Consider the following 15,055-nt stretch of genomic DNA (forward strand, 5'->3'; position numbering starts at 1 on the left):
AGATCTCGCCCGCCGTAAGTAGCGTGTCTCCACTGGGACTGAGGAAGTCGCCGCAGCCATCGGAAAGCTCTTCGGCAGGCAGTCGCCGACCCGGGCCAGCGACGAAGCCGACTACTTCGAAGTGATGCCCCGATCCACCACCATGCGAGTCGTCATCTCCGGCCCTGAATCCATCAGGGCCGGCCTGCTGACAGCAGCACCTCGCTATGCACCAAAGCCCAGTATTCGGCTCTGGTCCCGCCTCGCCGACGCATAGGCCTCGGCAGCTTCCGCCTGAGTTCCGCCTCATGGGACCTGCCGGAATCCGTCCCAGCGCTGAGGGCCGCACTGTCCGGGCAGGCGGGGACGCCCTCTGCGAACTCGCTGCAGAGACAGTTGAGTTCACAACCCGCGATGGCGCCGCACTGTCCTATTGCCGCCCCTCTATCAAGGTCATCGGCCCCTGGCACGACCCCGACCAGCGCACTGCCTGAGCTGAACAGACGAGAGGGCGCCTCCACCTCGTCCGGTGGGGGCGCCCTCTCGTCTGTCTGGTGGCGTCGGCGTCAGCCCTGGGTGTCGGTCGCCTCGATCTCCTGTCCGCTCTTCTTCACCTCTGCCGCCCGTCGCATGTGCCCCTCCTCGCCGAAGTGCACCGACAGCCGCGACGTGTCCAGCTTCTTCCCACCGCGCCGCGCGGGTGCCACCTCCACGTAGCCGCCCGCGTTCAGCAACAGGTCCCGCTTACCGGCCACGTCCGAGCGCTTCCACTGCTCGGAGTGCGTCTCGCCGGCCGGCTCTGCCTTCACTCCACCGGGCTTCGCCGTTCGCTGCTTCTCCATCAGGGACGCCAGACGGTCCTCCAGCTTGGCGTACTGCTCCGCATACCGGATCGCGCCGTCGTCTCCCTTGAACAGACCTCGGTCGTACCGGTCCTTCTGCAAGTCGGCCAGGGCTTCCTCTGCCTGCCTGATCTGGGGACGGAAGTCCTCGCCTACCTCCTGGACCATCCGCATCACGGGGAGGTGCCCGTACTTCGCAAGGAACTGCTCGGTGACATGCTCCTCGGTGGTCACCCCCGCCACGGTCGGCCCGTAGCACTTCTCGCCCGGCTTCGCCTCCCCCTTGGCCGCCCGCTGGCGATACTTCAGCGGACCGATGCACCGGTACCGAAGCTGACCGTTGCGCCCGCTGAACGTGTACATACGCTCACCGCACACCCCGCAGTGCATGATGCCACGCAGCAGCGACGTCCCCTCCCGGCGCTTCTCACCGAGATTGGCCCGGCGCTCCAACTCATCCTGGAGCGCCTGCCAGGTGTCCGTGTCGAGAATCGGCGGGCGAGTGACCAGCGGCAACCCGTCCGTTCGCAAGATCGGCTTTCCGTCCTCGATGACCTGGCCGAGCAGTTGCGGATTGCCCAGCAGGCTACGCAGAGTCGTCGTGTACCACTGTTTGGAGTCGCTGCGCTTGCCCGTGGTCTGGCGTGATGTGTGGCCGGGCGACGGCACGCCCTCCTTGCTGAGGTCGTTGATGATCTGCATGAGCGAGTCCTTGGCCAGAACCTGCTCCACGATCCTCCTGATCGTCCTGGCCTCGTCCTCATTGACGGCGAGGACCTTGCCCGCCCCGTTGGGATTGGGGACGACCATGTACCCGTACGGGACCCGGCCACCGGTGTAGCGGCCCTCGCGACGCAGGTGTTCGTGCGCACTGGAGACCCGCACGCCGATGGTGTCCGACTCCAGCTCCGCGAAGACCGCGATGACCTTCGCCATGGCCCGGCCCATGGACGACGTGAGGTCGAGCGGCTCCGTCGCCGACGCGAGCGCAACGCTCTGGTGCTCGGCAAGCTGCATGATCTCCGCGAAGTCCACCGTCGAACGTGCAAGCCGGTCGATCTTGAAGAACACGATCACGTCCAGCACGGCGAGCCGAGTGAGGATGCGCTGCAGTCCCGGCCGGTCGAGGCCCCGGGAGAAGCCCGAGACATCGATGTCCTCCTCGACAGCTATGACGTCCCAGCCACGCGCCTCACACAGTGCCTCGCACGCCGCTCTCTGGCGCTCTGGAGAAGTCGTCTCGTCCGTTTCACGCGATAGGCGAACATAGATAGCGGCGCGCATCCCCGGCGCGTCGGCCGGTACGCCCTTCCGGCGCCGGGCACGGGGCATGGCCCGAACCGTGGCAGGTGTGGTGTCTGTCACGGTGACAATCGTAACCGCGGAGGTATGCGTGTCTTGCCTAATCGTCCAGTCCGACAAAACCCTGCTCCTGGAAGTCGACCACGAGCGGGCCGGTGACTGCCGTCGGGCCATCGCGCCGTTCGCCGAGCTGGAGCGGGCGCCCGAGCACATCCACACCTACCGGGTGACGCCGCTGGGCCTGTGGAACGCGCGGGCGGCCGGCCACGACGCCGAGCAGGTCGTGGACGCCCTCGTCGAGTACAGCCGCTACCCCGTGCCGCACGCGCTGCTCGTCGACATCGCCGAGACGATGGACCGCTACGGCCGCCTCACCCTCTCCAAGCACCCGGCGCACGGCCTGGTCCTGACGACGACCGACCGGCCGGTCCTTGAAGAGGTCCTGAAGTCGAAGCGGATCGCGCCGCTGGTCGGCACCCGCATCGACCCCGACACGGTGGCCGTGCACCCCTCCGAGCGCGGGCAGATCAAGCAGACGCTGCTCAAGCTCGGCTGGCCCGCCGAGGACCTCGCCGGGTACGTCGACGGCGAGGCGCACGCGATCGAGCTGGCGGAGGACGGCTGGGCGCTGCGCCCGTACCAGAAGCAGGCGGTGGAGAACTTCTGGCACGGCGGCAGCGGTGTCGTCGTCCTCCCCTGCGGTGCGGGCAAGACGCTGGTCGGGGCCGGTGCGATGGCGCAGGCCAAGTCGACGACGCTGATCCTCGTCACGAACACCGTCTCCGCCCGGCAGTGGAAGCACGAGCTGGTGCGGCGGACCAGCCTGACCGAGGACGAGATCGGCGAGTACAGCGGCACGAAGAAGGAGATCCGGCCGGTCACCATCGCCACGTACCAGGTGCTGACGACCCGGCGGAAGGGCGTCTACCCGCACCTGGAGCTGTTCGACTCCCGGGACTGGGGGCTGATCCTCTACGACGAGGTGCACCTGCTGCCGGCGCCGGTCTTCAAGTTCACCGCCGACCTCCAGGCCCGGCGGCGGCTCGGTCTGACCGCGACCCTCGTCCGCGAGGACGGCCGCGAGTCCGACGTCTTCTCCCTCATCGGCCCGAAGCGGTTCGACGCGCCCTGGAAGGAGATCGAGGCGCAGGGCTACATCGCGCCCGCCGACTGCGTGGAGGTCCGGGTCAACCTCACCGACTCCGAACGGCTCGCGTACGCCACGGCCGAGACGGAGGAGAAGTACCGCTTCTGCGCGACGACCGACACCAAGCGCAAGGTGACGGAGGCGATCGTGCGGCGCTTCGCCGGGCAGCAGATCCTCGTCATCGGCCAGTACATCGACCAGCTCGACGAACTGGGCGAGCACCTGGGCGCGCCGGTCATCAAGGGCGAGACGTCCAACGCCCAACGGGAGAAGCTCTTCGACTCCTTCCGGCAGGGCGAGATCAGCGTCCTCGTCGTCTCCAAGGTCGCGAACTTCTCGATCGACCTGCCGGAGGCGACGGTCGCCGTCCAGGTGTCGGGCACCTTCGGCTCGCGGCAGGAGGAGGCGCAGCGCCTCGGCCGGGTGCTGCGTCCGAAGGCCGACGGTCACAAGGCGCACTTCTACTCGGTCGTCGCCCGCGACACCCTCGACCAGGACTTCGCCGCCCACCGCCAGCGCTTCCTGGCGGAACAGGGCTACGCGTACCGGATTATGGACGCGGACGAGGTGCTTGCCGAGGATGCCTGAGAGGGGCACGTTCACTCGACCGAGTACTGGGCCGAGTGTCATACGGCTCATATGATGGCCAACATGACAGTCAACATGACGTTCTCTCTGCCGGACGAGGTAGCCGCCTTCCTGAAAGCTCGTCCGAACGCGTCGTCGCAGGTCACCGCCGCCATAAGACGCCAGATGCTGGAGGAGGCACTGGACACGCTGCCGCGCCGCTCGGACGACGACGCCTTCCTCGGGGCGTCGGCTGACGCGTTCTTCAGTGAGCGCCGGTGAAGCGGGGACACGTCTACGACATCGAGCACGGAGGCCGTTCCCGGCGTGCCCTGGTCGTCTCCGACGATCTCGTCAACGAGCGGTTGGGCATCGCGACGTGCGTCGAAGTACACGAGCCGGGACGGATGCCGCCGTCCATCCTGGCGACAGAGCTGACCGCGCCCCTGCCCGGGACCGCCGTCGTCGACACATACGCCACGTTCGCGGCCCGCTACTTCGACAACGACCTCGGAGCCGTGGCTCCCCGGGACATGGAGGCTGTGGAGACGGGGATACGTCTGGTGCTGATGCTGTAGGCCTCACGGGGCCCGTCCTAGCGGCGGCGTACGCCGGCCTCCTCGCCGTACTCGCCGAGCACGACCACGTCGAAGGCGGCGCCCGCGAACACCCGCACGGCGCGCACGGCGTCGCCGAGCCGGTGCCGGTGGCTGCCGGCCACGGGCGTGGCACCGGACGCGCGGCCGGGTGCCGGGGCGGGGTACATGGTTGCTGCGCTCATGTCTCCATGGTGCGACCGCGCGGCCCCGACCGGCATCGGTCTCGGGACCGAACCCGCTCCGCCCCCGCGTACACCTCCCGGGGGACGGCTGCCCCTCAGGTCGGAGGGCCCGTCCCCTAGGGGTCGAAAAAGAGTTGGCCTGCCTCCCGCCCCCTCCCCTAAAATCTCCGCTCTTGCCCGCCTCCCCCACGGAGAGCCGCCGTCCGGACGGAAACCGGTCGGCTTCCCGCGCGCGCCCGCGCCCACCGCACCGCAGGTCACCCGGAGGCACCGCCTTGTCCACGCCCGTCCACGACGACCCCCTGTCCCGCGAGCGCTCCCACCTGGCCGCCTCGCGCTCCGCCCTGCGCGCCATGCGCGAGGACGTGGAGTCACTCGACATCTCCGACGTGACCGCGAACTGGGTCAACGCCGCGGTCCTGGAGAGCCAGATCGAGCAGCGCATCAAGGCGCTGGCCGACCTCAGCGGGACCCCGCTGTTCTTCGGCCGGCTCGACTACCTGCACGCTCCCGGTGCCGAGCGGGCCGAGGGCGCGGAGGGCGAGCGCCCGCGGCCGGAGGCCGCTTATCAGACACTGCATGTGGGGCGCCGGCACGTGCACGACACGGACGGCGACCCGATGGTGATCGACTGGCGGGCGCCGGTCTCGCAGCCGTTTTACCGGGCGTCGAAGAAGGACCCGCTGGACGTCTCGCTGCGCCGCCGCTTCGGCTACACCGGCGGGGACCTCACGGCGTACGAGGACGAGCACCTGTCCGACCCGGCCGAGACGGCGACCACCAGCAAGCTGCTCCAGCAGGAGATCGAGCGGCCCCGCGTGGGACCGATGCGGGACATCGTCGCGACGATCCAGCCCGAGCAGGACGAGATCGTGCGCGCAGGGCTGTCCGGCTCGGTCTGCGTGCAGGGCGGTCCCGGCACCGGCAAGACCGCCGTCGGCCTGCACCGGGTCGCCTATCTCCTGTACGCCCACCGCGAGCGCCTGGCCCGCACCGGCACGCTGGTCATCGGGCCGAACCGGTCCTTCCTGCACTACATCGAGCAGGTGCTCCCGGCGCTCGGCGAGCTGACGGTCCGCCAGGCCACCGTCGACGACCTGGTCGGTCACGTCGAGGTGCGCGGCACGGACGACGCGGCGACGGCGGTGGTCAAGGGCGACGCGCGGATGGCGGAGGTGCTGCGCCGGGCCCTCTACTCGCACGTCTCCCCGCCCGCCGACGGGATCGTCGTGGTGCGCGGCTCGCGGCGCCGGCGGGTCGCGGCGTACGAGCTGGAGGAGATCGTCCGTGAGCTGCTCGCCCGCGACATCCGCTACGGCGCCGCCCGCGAGGCACTGCCGCAGCGCATCGCGCACCTCGTGCTGGTGCAGATGGAGCGGGCGGGCGAGGCGCCGGACGACCGGGTGCAGAACGCGGTGGCGCGCAACGCCGCCGTGAAGGCCGCGGTGAAGGCCGTCTGGCCGCCGGTCGACCCCGCGAAGCTGGTCCTGCGTCTCCTCTCCGACGCGGACTTCCTCGCCGAACACGCCGCGGGCGTCCTCACCGAGGACGAGCAGAAGGCGGTGCTGTGGGTGAAGCCGGCCCGCTCGGTGAAGTCCGCCAAGTGGTCGCCAGCGGACGCCGTGCTGATCGACGAGGCCACCGACCTGGTCGAGCGCACCCACTCCCTCGGGCACGTGGTCCTCGACGAGGCGCAGGACCTCTCCCCGATGCAGTACCGCGCGGTGGGCCGGCGCTGCACCACCGGCTCGGCGACCGTCCTCGGCGACCTGGCGCAGGGCACCACGCCGTGGGCGACGCGGAGCTGGGCGGAGGCGCTGGGGCACCTGGGCAAGGGCGAGGCCGTGGTGGAGGAGCTGACGGCCGGTTTCCGCGTGCCGACGGACGTCATCGCGTACGCCTCCCGGCTGCTGCCGCACATCGCGCCGGGCCTGACGCCGGTCGCGTCGATCCGGGAGAACCCGGGCTTCTTCGACATCCGTACGGCCCCCGAGGGGACGGCGGGGGTGCTGGCGGCCTGCGGTGAGCTGCTGTCCCGCGAGGGCTCCGTCGGCCTGATCGCGGCGGACGCGCGGGTGCCGGAGCTGGCGGCGGCGCTCGGTGCGGCGGGCGTCGGGTACGTCGGGCCGGGCGAGGAGACCACCGACGCCACGCGGCTGACCCTGGTGCCGGCCTCGCTGGCCAAGGGTCTGGAGTACGACTACGTGGTGCTGGACGAGCCGCGGGCCGTGGTGGACGGGGAACCGGACGAGCGGACGGGGTTGCGGCGGCTGTACGTGGCGCTGACCCGTGCGGTGTCGGGGCTGATCGTGACCCACGCGACGGAGTTGCCGGCGCAGCTTGGTTAGCGTGCCCGGGGGTGGGTGACGCGGCCCGGCGCTTGCCGGGTGCCGCTCTCTTTGGGACGGGTGCCGCCCCAGGCGGCACATCTGCCCACGGTTACGCGTGGCCCCCCAACACCCGCCGCCACTCCGCGACCGCCTCCGACGACACCGGCCCCTCCCACCCGGAGGGTCTCGCCGCGCCGCCGATGTGGAACGCGTCGATCCCCGCTGCCAGCAGGCCCGGCACGTGCTCCAGCCGGAGGCCGCCGCCGACGAGGAGCTGCTGCTCGTAGCCCGGCTCGCCCCGCCGCCGCGCCTCGGCGAGCAGGACGGGCATGCCCTCGTCCACGCCGCCGGCCGCGCCGGCCGTGAGGTAGGTGTCAAGGCCCGGGAAGTCCCCGAGCTGCTTGCGCAGCGCGTCGCGGTTCGCGGCGTGGTCGATCGCCCGGTGGAAGGTCCACCGGCATCCGTGCAGCACCCCCGCGATCCGCTCCACCGCGTCGAGGTCCACGTGCCCGTCCGGGTCGAGGAACCCGAGCACGAACTCCGTCGCCCCGGCCTCCCGCATCCGGCCGGCGAGCCGCGTCAGCCGTTCGACGTCACCGGCGGCGAACCCGTCCGCGAGCCGCAGCATCACCCGCAGGTCGATGTCGACGGCGGCACGGATCGCGGCGACGGTCTCGGCCGACGGGGTGAGTCCGTCGGCCGCCATGTCGGTGACCAGTTCGAGGCGATCCGCGCCTCCGGCCTGGGCGGCGACCGCGTCCTCGACGTCGAGGGCGATCACCTCCAGGACTGCACGCTTGCTCATGGGACCCCATTCGTCGGCCTGCTACAGGTCTAGTCCAATCCAAGACTACGCCCAGACGGCAGGCCGGGGCCCCCCTCAGTCGCCGAAGAGGTTCAGCTCCGCCGCCTCCACCCCGGCCAGCTCGTACCCGGCGGCGCCGTCCAGCGGCCGGCCCGCGTACAGCCGTACGAGGGTGGCGGCGTCGCCGATGAACCGGCCCGGGGGCCGCTCGCCGCTCACCGCGCCGAGTTTGAGGGGCTCGTCCACGTCGTCGAGGTCGGCGTGCAGCGGGACGTGGCCGCGGTCGCGGGTGAGGGTGGCGAGCAGCGCGAGGGCGGCGGGCAGTCCGGGCCCCGCGTACGCACCCGGCTCGCCCAGGGCCGTGCGCACATCACCCGCGTGCACCCACTCCCCCAGCGCGATCCCGTCCAGCGCGCCGTCCGCGCGGCCGATCACCGGGCCGGCCTCGGTCATGCCGCGCTCCAGCTCGTCCAGGACGCGGGCGTTGGTCCAGTCGGCGCGTTCGGCGATGTCGCGGTCGTTGGACTCGGGGGAGAAGACGCCGTCCTCGAAGCGGCTCTCCACCACCCGGATCAGCGCGCAGGAGCAGTGCGCCAGCACGTCGCGCACGGTCCAGCCCGGACACGCGGCCACGGGCAGCGCGAAGTCCGCGTCCGCCCGCGCCCGCAGCAGAGGCACCAGTTCGTCCCGCTCGATGGTCAGCAGCCGCCCGGGCAGCTCGGGGTCGCGTACGTCGTTCACGTCGGCAGGCGTCGTCATGGACCCCACGTTAGGGCCGGGCGGGGTCCGCGGTCAGCGTCCCGACAGGTCGTCGAGTTCGGCGGCGAAGAGCAGGGCGGGGTCGAAGGTCATGCCGGTGAAGTGTCCGGCGAGTTCCAGGGAGAGGGCGCCGTGCACGCGGGTCCAGAAGGCGAGGGCGCGGTGCAGGGCCGCGGCGGGGGCCGGGTGGCCGTCCGCCCACTGCCGGTGGCCGTCGAGGTGCGCGTCGAAGTCCGTGGCGGGGCGGTCCGACGGCAGTGCGGCGCTGGCGTCGAGGATGACCGCCATGGTCTCGGAGGCGATCTCGGTGATGTTGTCGGGGGCGTGGTAGCCGGGGACGGGGGTGCCGAAGACGAGGAAGTAGCGCTGGGGGTCGGCGAGGGCCCAGGCGCGCAGGGCGTGCGCCAGTCCGGACAGGTCGGCGCCCGAGGCGGCGGTCGCCTTGAAGGTGTCGGCGAGGCTTCGGTAGGCGTCCCGGATCAGTTCGGTGATCAGCTCGTCGCGGCCGGCGAAGTACCGGTAGAGCGCGGGCCCGCTCATGCCCATCCGCTTGGCGATCGCGTTGAGGGAGAGCGCGGAGGCGCCCGCCGCGGCGATCTGCTCCCACGCGTGTTCCTTGATCTCCGCGCGCACCTGGGTGCGGTAGCGCTCGCGCGGGGTCTCGGTGCGCGCCTCGGGCATGGTCCGCCGCCTCTCCGCTTCATCATCAAGATTGAGTGAGAGGTTATCGCGAAAGCTATTGACACGGACCGTGCGGCCGGACGGGGCGCGGAGCATGTCCAAGACATGGTGACCGGCCCCGCTGGAAGAATGGGCGCATGGCCGACCTCGACGCCCTGCGCTCCCGCTTCGCCCGTGCCCTGGAGCAAGCCGCCGCCCCCGGTTCCTGCCCCGACCCGGCGCCGTACGCGGACCGTCTGCTCGCCCGCTGGCAGGAGCCGCACCGCCGCTACCACACGCTCGCGCACCTGACCGCCGTACTGGACCACGTCGACGTGCTGGCCGAGTACGCCGACGACGTGGCCGCCGTCCGGCTGGCCGCCTCGTTCCACGACGCGGTGTACCTCCCCGAGCGCTCGGAGAACGAGGAGCGCTCGGCCCGGCTCGCCGAGCGCGCCCTTGCCGAGGCCGGGGTCCCGGCGGAACGCACCGCCGAGGTGGCCCGGCTGGTCCGCCTCACCGTCACCCACGCCCCCGCCGACGACGACCACGACGGACAGGTGCTGTGCGACGCGGACCTGGCGGTCCTCGCCTCGCCGCCGTCCGCGTACGCGGCGTACACGGTCGCCGTGCGCGAGGAGTACCACTTCGTGCCGAACGACGCCTTCCGCGAGGGCCGGGCCGCGGTCCTGCGGCAGCTGCTCGGCCTGCCCCGGCTGTTCCACACCCCGCACGGCCGCCGGGAGTGGGAGGCGACCGCCCGCCACAACATCACGGGCGAGCTGGAAATGCTGTCGCTCGGGGACACCCCGGACCCTTAGCCTGCCCGGCATGCGGACCATGGGTGGGGAACAGGTGGAGGAAGCCGTCGCGAGCGCCGTCGCGCTGCTGCGGACGGCGGCCGGCCGGGACTGGGAGACGGCGCGGGCCGGCCGGCTGGAGTGGAGCTGCCGGTACACGGCGGAGCACGTCGCGGGCGATCTCATCACCTACGCGGGGCAGTTGGCCGGACGAGCCACCAAGGCGTACGTCCCCTTCGAGATCACCCTCGACGAGGGCACCGGCAACGAGGACGTGCTCCAGGTGATCGAGACGACCGGCGCGCTGCTCGCCGCGACGCTGCGCACCACCCCGCGCGAGGTACGCGCCTTCCACCCGTACCCGTACCGCAGCGCGAACCGCGAGGGCTTCGCCGCGATGGGCATCGCCGAGGTGTTCCTGCACACGCACGACATCGCCGAGGGCCTCGGCCTGGCCTACGAACCGCCCGCCGGGCTCTGCGCCGGCGTCCTCGCCGGGATCTTCCCGCACATCCAGCCCGGCGCCGACCCCTGGCGCACACTGCTGTGGGCCACCGGCCGCGGAGAGCTGCCCGGACGTGCCCCGGTCACCGAGTGGCGCTGGCGCAACAACCTGGTGATCCCGGCCGAGCGGCTCACCCTCCAGGGCGTCACGCCGGCCGCCGCCACCGACCTCGCCGCGGGCGGCGACGGCGGGTTCGAGTGGGTCGACAGCGGGCCCTTCCAGGGCACCCGGGACGCCGCCGGAATGCTGCTCAAGGCGTACGAGGGGGGCGTGCACCGGCCGGAGTGGGGCGTGTTCGCGCTGGTGCGCCGGGAGGACGGCCGCGCGGTCGGCGGTATGGGCTTCCACGGGGCGCCGGACGAGGACGGCCGGGTGGAGATCGGCTACGACCTCGCCGAGGCGGCCCGCGGCCACGGCTACGCCACCGAGGCGCTGCGCGCGCTGTCCGCGTGGGCGTTGGCGCGGGACGAGGTGACGTCCGTGTTCGCGACGACCGAGCACGCCAACCTCGCCTCCCAGGCTGTGATCACCCGCGCCGGCTTCACCCGGGTCGCCGGAGACGAGGGCGACAAGGGCGACGAGGGGCAACTCGCCTACGAGCTGCGCGGCTGAGCCTCGGCACCCGAGCCGGTCCCGGAGCCCTTGCGGCGCCGCAGCCCCGCCCCGTGCAGCAGCCGCACCACCTCGCGGCTGCTGACCTCCAGCGCGCCGGCGGACACCGCGTCGGCGTACCGCTGGGCGGGGACGTCGTAGTGGTCGCGTTCGAAGGCGCGGCGCGGCACGCCCAGCGTCCCGGCGAACGCGTGCAGCTCGGCGTAGGAGACGTCGCTGACCAGGTGCGACCAGAGGCGGCCGTGGCCCGGCCAGGCCGGCGGGTCGATGTAGACGGTCACCGGGGCGTCCTCACGGGGCGGAGCCGCCGGTGGCGCCGCCCAGCGAACCGACCGCGGCGACCTTCACACCCGCCTTGCCGCACACCCAGTGCGGGTCGGGACCGAGTTCCGGCTCGACGTCCAGCGCGTGCGGGTCGCCGGAGCCGCAGACCGGGCACAGCGGCCAGCGGCCGTACCGCTCCAGCAGGGCGTCCTGCACGTCCTGCGCGACCAGCCCGGCCACGAACTCCGCGCCCTCGGGCCACTGCTCGACCCACCAACGCCGTTGTACGACGGACTCCTCGACCAGCGACACGACGTCCGGCTCGGCGACCTGGCCCGCCACCAGATCGGCGAGCACCAGTGCGCGCGCGGCGTGCAGCGTCTGCTCCAGGGGGCTGATGGGGTCCATGCACCCATTGTGCGCACTCTTGACCCGCGGACCGAAACGAAAATATCTTTCATGAGTGACCGATGACGTGAAGGAAACTTTCGCGAACGCCTCCGGGGGCCGCCGCGCCACCGGCGGCCGGACCGCGCCGCCCGCGCCGCCCGCGCCCGCCGCGCTCGCGGCCAAGGTGCGCACGCTGGCGCCGTCGATGACCCGTTCCATGCAGCGGGTCGCCGAGGCCGTCGCCGGCGACCCGGCCGGCTGCGCCGCCCTCACGGTCACCGGTCTCGCCGAGCTGACCGGCACCAGCGAGGCGACCGTCGTACGCACCGCCCGGCTACTCGGCTACCCCGGCTACCGCGATCTGCGCCTCGCGCTGGCCGGGCTCGCCGCCCAGCAGCAGTCCGGCCGCGCGCCCGCCATCACGACGGACATCGCGGTGGACGACCCGATCGCCGACGTCGTCGCCAAGCTGGCCTACGACGAGCAGCAGACCCTCGCCGACACCGCCGCCGGACTCGACACCGGCCAGCTCGGCGCGGCCGTCGCCGCACTGGCCGCCGCCCGCCGCACCGACGTGTACGGCATCGGCGCCTCCGGTCTGGTCGCCCAGGATCTCACCCAGAAACTCCTGCGCATAGGGCTGATAGCCCACGCCCCCAACGACCCGCACCTCGCCGTGACCAACGCGGTGCAGCTGCGCGCCGGGGACGTCGCCCTCGCGATCACCCACTCCGGGTCGACCGGGGACGTCATCGAACCGCTGCGGGCCGCGTTCGAACGCGGCGCGACGACCGTCGCCATCACCGGCCGTCCCGACAGTCCCGTCACCCAGTACGCCGACCACGTGCTGACCACGTCCACGTCGCGGGAGAGTGAGCTGCGGCCGGCGGCGATGTCCTCGCGGACGAGTCAGCTGCTGGTGGTGGACTGTCTGTTCGTGGGGGTGGCGCAGCGGACGTATGAGGCGGCGGCGCCGGCGCTGGCTGCGTCTTATGAGGCGTTGGCGCATAGGCACGGGGGACCTCGCGGAAGACCGTAGGGGTGAATCGCCGTTCGCGGCCGCGGGCCCGTGGTGGCTGGTCGCGCAGTTCCCCGCGCCCCTGGGAGCCTCGCACCACCCAGCATCGACAAGACACCGGAAAGAGCCGCACCATCATGACCTCAACCCCCCACCACCCCGATCTCCGTTCCCAGTTGGAGACCCTTGCCACTGAGGCGTTCCGGCCCGAGCTGGCCGAGATCGATCAGTTGGCCACCCTCGACATCGCCCGGACGATGAACGGTGAGGACGCCACCGTCTCCGCCGCCGTCGCCGTGCGGTTGCCGGAGATCGCCGCCGCCATCGACGCCGTGGCCGCCCGGATGGCGCGCGGAGGGCGGCTGGTCTACGCGGGCGCCGGGACCGCCGGACGGCTCGGGGTGCTGGACGCCTCGGAGTGCCCACCCACCTTCAACACCGCCCCGGGACAGGTCGTCGGCCTGATCGCGGGCGGCCCGGACGCCATGGTCACCTCCATCGAGGGCGCCGAGGACTCGCCCGAGCTGGCCGGTGCCGACCTGGACGCCCTCGGCCTCACCGCCGACGACGCGGTGGTCGGCGTCTCCGCCTCCGGCCGCACCCCGTACGCCGTCGGCGCCGTCGAGCACGCCCGCGCGGTCGGCGCCCTGACCGTGGGGCTGGCCTGCAACGAGGGCAGCGCCCTGGCCGCCGCCGCCGAGCACGGCATCGAGGTCGTCACCGGACCCGAGCTGATCACCGGGTCCACCCGGCTGAAGGCCGGCACGGCGCAGAAGCTGGTTCTCAACATGCTGTCGACGATCACCATGGTCCGGCTCGGCAAGACGTACGGGAACCTGATGGTGGACGTGCGCGCCTCCAACGAGAAGCTGCGCGCCCGCTCACGCCGGATCGTCGCGCTCGCCACCGGCGCCGCCGACGCCGACATCGAGCGCGCCCTGACCGCCACCGACGGCGAGGTCAAGCACGCGATCCTGGTCCTGCTCGCCGACGTGGACGGCCCGACCGCGGCCCGCCTCCTGGCGGACTCCGACGGCCACCTGCGGGCAGCGCTGGCGGCGGCGACGGGCTGACCCGCGCCGGGGCCTGTGGCCCGGGGCGGTCGGCGGCGTGTGCGATTCTGAAGGACATGAACCACGCCCAGCTGACCGCCCTGGGCCGCGCCCTGCGTCTCCTCGGTGAGCACGGCGAGGCCCTGACCGGTGACACCCCCGACGCCAAGCTGCACGAGGTCCGCGCGGACGTGAAGCGCGCGCTGGACCTGCTGGAGGAGAGCGTCGCGACGGCGGCCCCCAGCACCCGCTGCCCGGAGCATCCGACGGGACCGGTCGACGAGGCCGCCCCCGACCGGTGCCTGCTGTGCGAGACCCGCCGCCGCAGCGCCCGCCGCGCCGAGTACAACGGCGGCCCCCTCCCGGCCCGGCCCGCCGAGCCGGTCCAGTCCCGTTACGGGGTGCGGGGCGACCGTCCGCAGCCCCAGCAGCGCTGGCTGCCCGAGCTGTGGAACGGACAGGTGTGGCAGCTGTGCGGCACCCCGCGCCGCGACCGCCGCGAGGCCGAGCTGTACATCGCGGCCCAACTTCGCGCCCCGCGCGCGGCCATGGCGTACCGGCTCGTCCACGAGTTCACGGACTACGAGGTGCTGCGGGTGTGGGGCACGCCGGTGCGGTTGGACATCGAGCCGATGGGCGGCCTCTGAGGTGGTCAGACGGAACGACCTGCGGCGCGCCGCCCTCGTCGACGCCGCCATCGAGGTGCTGGCCGCGCAGGGCGCCCGGGGCCTGACCTTCCGGGCGGTGGACGCCGAGGCCGCCGTCCCGGCCGGCACCGCGTCCAACTACTTCGCCAACCGCGACGACCTGCTCACCCAGACCGGCGCCCGCGTCTACGAGCGTCTCCACCCCGACGAGGCCACCATCGCCCGCCAGCGCGCGGCCGGGAGCGACCGCGACACCTACGTCCGGTTGATGCGCGAACTCGTCGACCGCGTCTCCTCCTTCCGCTCCGGCTACCTCGCGCTGCTCGAACTGCGCCTTGAGGCCACCCGGCGCCCCGGCCTGCGCGCGGTCCTGACCGAGCGCATCCGCGAGGACGTCGACGCCAACGTCGCGTATCACGAGGGGTCCGGCCTCCCCGGCGACGCCATCGCCGTCAAGCTGCTCTACCTCGCCCTGAACTGGCTGATCGTCGAACAGCTCACGCTCCCGGACGTGTTCACCCCGGCCGAGCGCGACGAGCTGGTGGCGGCGGCGGTCGAACGCATCGTGGCGCCGGACGGGGACTGACCGCCCGCC

The 15,055-nt window shown here is 72.4% G+C and carries 17 protein-coding genes; 10 read left to right on the forward strand and 7 right to left on the reverse strand.

Annotated elements, in window-relative coordinates; translation table 11 throughout:
- Positions 1 to 545: 545 nt before the first annotated feature.
- Entirely contained in the window at positions 546 to 2,243 is a 1,698-nt protein-coding gene (locus tag ACFWR9_RS10340; RefSeq protein ID WP_383838527.1) for a recombinase family protein, read from the reverse strand.
- On the opposite strand from ACFWR9_RS10340, the gene ACFWR9_RS10345 reads away from it, so the two are divergent.
- From ACFWR9_RS10345 to ACFWR9_RS10355, 3 genes are all read left to right on the forward strand, one after another.
- Positions 2,215 to 3,858, forward strand: a complete 1,644-nt coding sequence (locus ACFWR9_RS10345) for a DNA repair helicase XPB (protein ID WP_383838530.1) — start codon at positions 2,215 to 2,217, stop codon at positions 3,856 to 3,858. The two genes, ACFWR9_RS10340 and ACFWR9_RS10345, sit on opposite strands and share 29 nt — an antisense overlap.
- 63 nt (positions 3,859 to 3,921) lie before the next feature.
- On the forward strand, positions 3,922 to 4,119 hold the full coding sequence (locus ACFWR9_RS10350) for a hypothetical protein (protein WP_383838533.1): 198 nt from the start codon (positions 3,922 to 3,924) through the stop codon (positions 4,117 to 4,119).
- Positions 4,116 to 4,415 carry a type II toxin-antitoxin system PemK/MazF family toxin gene (locus ACFWR9_RS10355; RefSeq protein ID WP_383838536.1) on the forward strand — a complete coding sequence of 100 codons (300 nt, stop codon included), beginning with the start codon at positions 4,116 to 4,118 and terminating at the stop codon, positions 4,413 to 4,415. The genes ACFWR9_RS10350 and ACFWR9_RS10355 overlap by 4 nt, the downstream gene beginning before the upstream one ends.
- Before the next feature lie 17 nt (positions 4,416 to 4,432).
- On the opposite strand, the gene ACFWR9_RS10360 is transcribed toward ACFWR9_RS10355, so the two are convergent.
- Complete coding sequence (locus tag ACFWR9_RS10360) at positions 4,433 to 4,618, reverse strand: hypothetical protein (RefSeq protein ID WP_383838539.1); 186 nt, start codon at positions 4,616 to 4,618, stop codon at positions 4,433 to 4,435.
- 275 nt (positions 4,619 to 4,893) lie between these two features.
- On the opposite strand from ACFWR9_RS10360, the gene ACFWR9_RS10365 reads away from it, so the two are divergent.
- Entirely contained in the window at positions 4,894 to 6,966 is a 2,073-nt protein-coding gene (locus tag ACFWR9_RS10365; protein ID WP_383838542.1) for a HelD family protein, read from the forward strand.
- 91 nt (positions 6,967 to 7,057) lie between these two features.
- Here the strand turns inward: ACFWR9_RS10365 and ACFWR9_RS10370 are convergent, their stop codons facing one another.
- The 3 genes from ACFWR9_RS10370 to ACFWR9_RS10380 all read right to left on the reverse strand — a co-directional run bounded on the left by ACFWR9_RS10370 (position 7,058) and on the right by ACFWR9_RS10380 (position 9,193).
- Complete coding sequence (locus ACFWR9_RS10370) at positions 7,058 to 7,753, reverse strand: copper homeostasis protein CutC (RefSeq protein WP_383838545.1); 696 nt, start codon at positions 7,751 to 7,753, stop codon at positions 7,058 to 7,060.
- A 75-nt stretch (positions 7,754 to 7,828) separates the two neighbouring features.
- Positions 7,829 to 8,512, reverse strand: coding sequence for a maleylpyruvate isomerase family mycothiol-dependent enzyme (locus tag ACFWR9_RS10375; protein ID WP_383838548.1), 684 nt, complete (start codon positions 8,510 to 8,512; stop codon positions 7,829 to 7,831).
- 33 nt (positions 8,513 to 8,545) lie between these two features.
- Positions 8,546 to 9,193 (reverse strand): TetR/AcrR family transcriptional regulator, encoded by a 648-nt coding sequence (locus ACFWR9_RS10380; RefSeq protein WP_383838551.1) that lies wholly within the window; start codon positions 9,191 to 9,193, stop codon positions 8,546 to 8,548.
- A gap of 137 nt (positions 9,194 to 9,330) precedes the next feature.
- Here ACFWR9_RS10380 and ACFWR9_RS10385 point away from each other — a divergent pair, with 137 nt between their 5' ends.
- Together ACFWR9_RS10385 and ACFWR9_RS10390 are read left to right on the forward strand one after the other, a co-directional pair.
- Positions 9,331 to 9,993: a hypothetical protein gene (locus tag ACFWR9_RS10385; protein WP_383838554.1), complete on the forward strand. Its 663-nt coding sequence runs from the start codon at positions 9,331 to 9,333 to the stop codon at positions 9,991 to 9,993.
- A 10-nt stretch (positions 9,994 to 10,003) separates the two neighbouring features.
- A complete protein-coding gene (locus tag ACFWR9_RS10390) occupies positions 10,004 to 11,089 on the forward strand; it encodes a GNAT family N-acetyltransferase (RefSeq protein ID WP_383838557.1) in 1,086 nt (361 codons plus the stop codon).
- Here the strand turns inward: ACFWR9_RS10390 and ACFWR9_RS10395 are convergent.
- Both ACFWR9_RS10395 and ACFWR9_RS10400 read right to left on the reverse strand, forming a co-directional pair.
- Positions 11,071 to 11,370 carry a DUF4031 domain-containing protein gene (locus ACFWR9_RS10395; protein ID WP_383838559.1) on the reverse strand — a complete coding sequence of 100 codons (300 nt, stop codon included), beginning with the start codon at positions 11,368 to 11,370 and terminating at the stop codon, positions 11,071 to 11,073. The two genes, ACFWR9_RS10390 and ACFWR9_RS10395, sit on opposite strands and share 19 nt — an antisense overlap.
- 10 nt (positions 11,371 to 11,380) lie before the next feature.
- On the reverse strand, positions 11,381 to 11,761 hold the full coding sequence (locus tag ACFWR9_RS10400; RefSeq protein WP_307013266.1) for a hypothetical protein: 381 nt from the start codon (positions 11,759 to 11,761) through the stop codon (positions 11,381 to 11,383).
- A gap of 55 nt (positions 11,762 to 11,816) precedes the next feature.
- Between ACFWR9_RS10400 and ACFWR9_RS10405 the strand changes: the two genes are divergently transcribed.
- The 4 genes from ACFWR9_RS10405 (at position 11,817) to ACFWR9_RS10420 (ending at position 15,046) form a co-directional block, all read left to right on the forward strand.
- Complete coding sequence (locus ACFWR9_RS10405) at positions 11,817 to 12,782, forward strand: MurR/RpiR family transcriptional regulator (RefSeq protein WP_383838562.1); 966 nt, start codon at positions 11,817 to 11,819, stop codon at positions 12,780 to 12,782.
- Between the two features lie 116 nt (positions 12,783 to 12,898).
- Complete coding sequence (gene murQ, locus ACFWR9_RS10410; RefSeq protein ID WP_383838565.1) at positions 12,899 to 13,834, forward strand: N-acetylmuramic acid 6-phosphate etherase; 936 nt, start codon at positions 12,899 to 12,901, stop codon at positions 13,832 to 13,834.
- 56 nt (positions 13,835 to 13,890) lie between these two features.
- Positions 13,891 to 14,460, forward strand: a complete 570-nt coding sequence (locus ACFWR9_RS10415) for a hypothetical protein (RefSeq protein ID WP_383838568.1) — start codon at positions 13,891 to 13,893, stop codon at positions 14,458 to 14,460.
- 1 nt (position 14,461) lies between these two features.
- Positions 14,462 to 15,046 carry a TetR/AcrR family transcriptional regulator gene (locus tag ACFWR9_RS10420; protein ID WP_383838571.1) on the forward strand — a complete coding sequence of 195 codons (585 nt, stop codon included), beginning with the start codon at positions 14,462 to 14,464 and terminating at the stop codon, positions 15,044 to 15,046.
- The last annotated feature ends 9 nt before the right edge of the window (positions 15,047 to 15,055 follow it).

The sequence above is a fragment of the Streptomyces sp. NPDC058534 genome, assembly GCF_042717365.1.
Classification (GTDB): Bacteria; Actinomycetota; Actinomycetes; order Streptomycetales; family Streptomycetaceae; genus Streptomyces.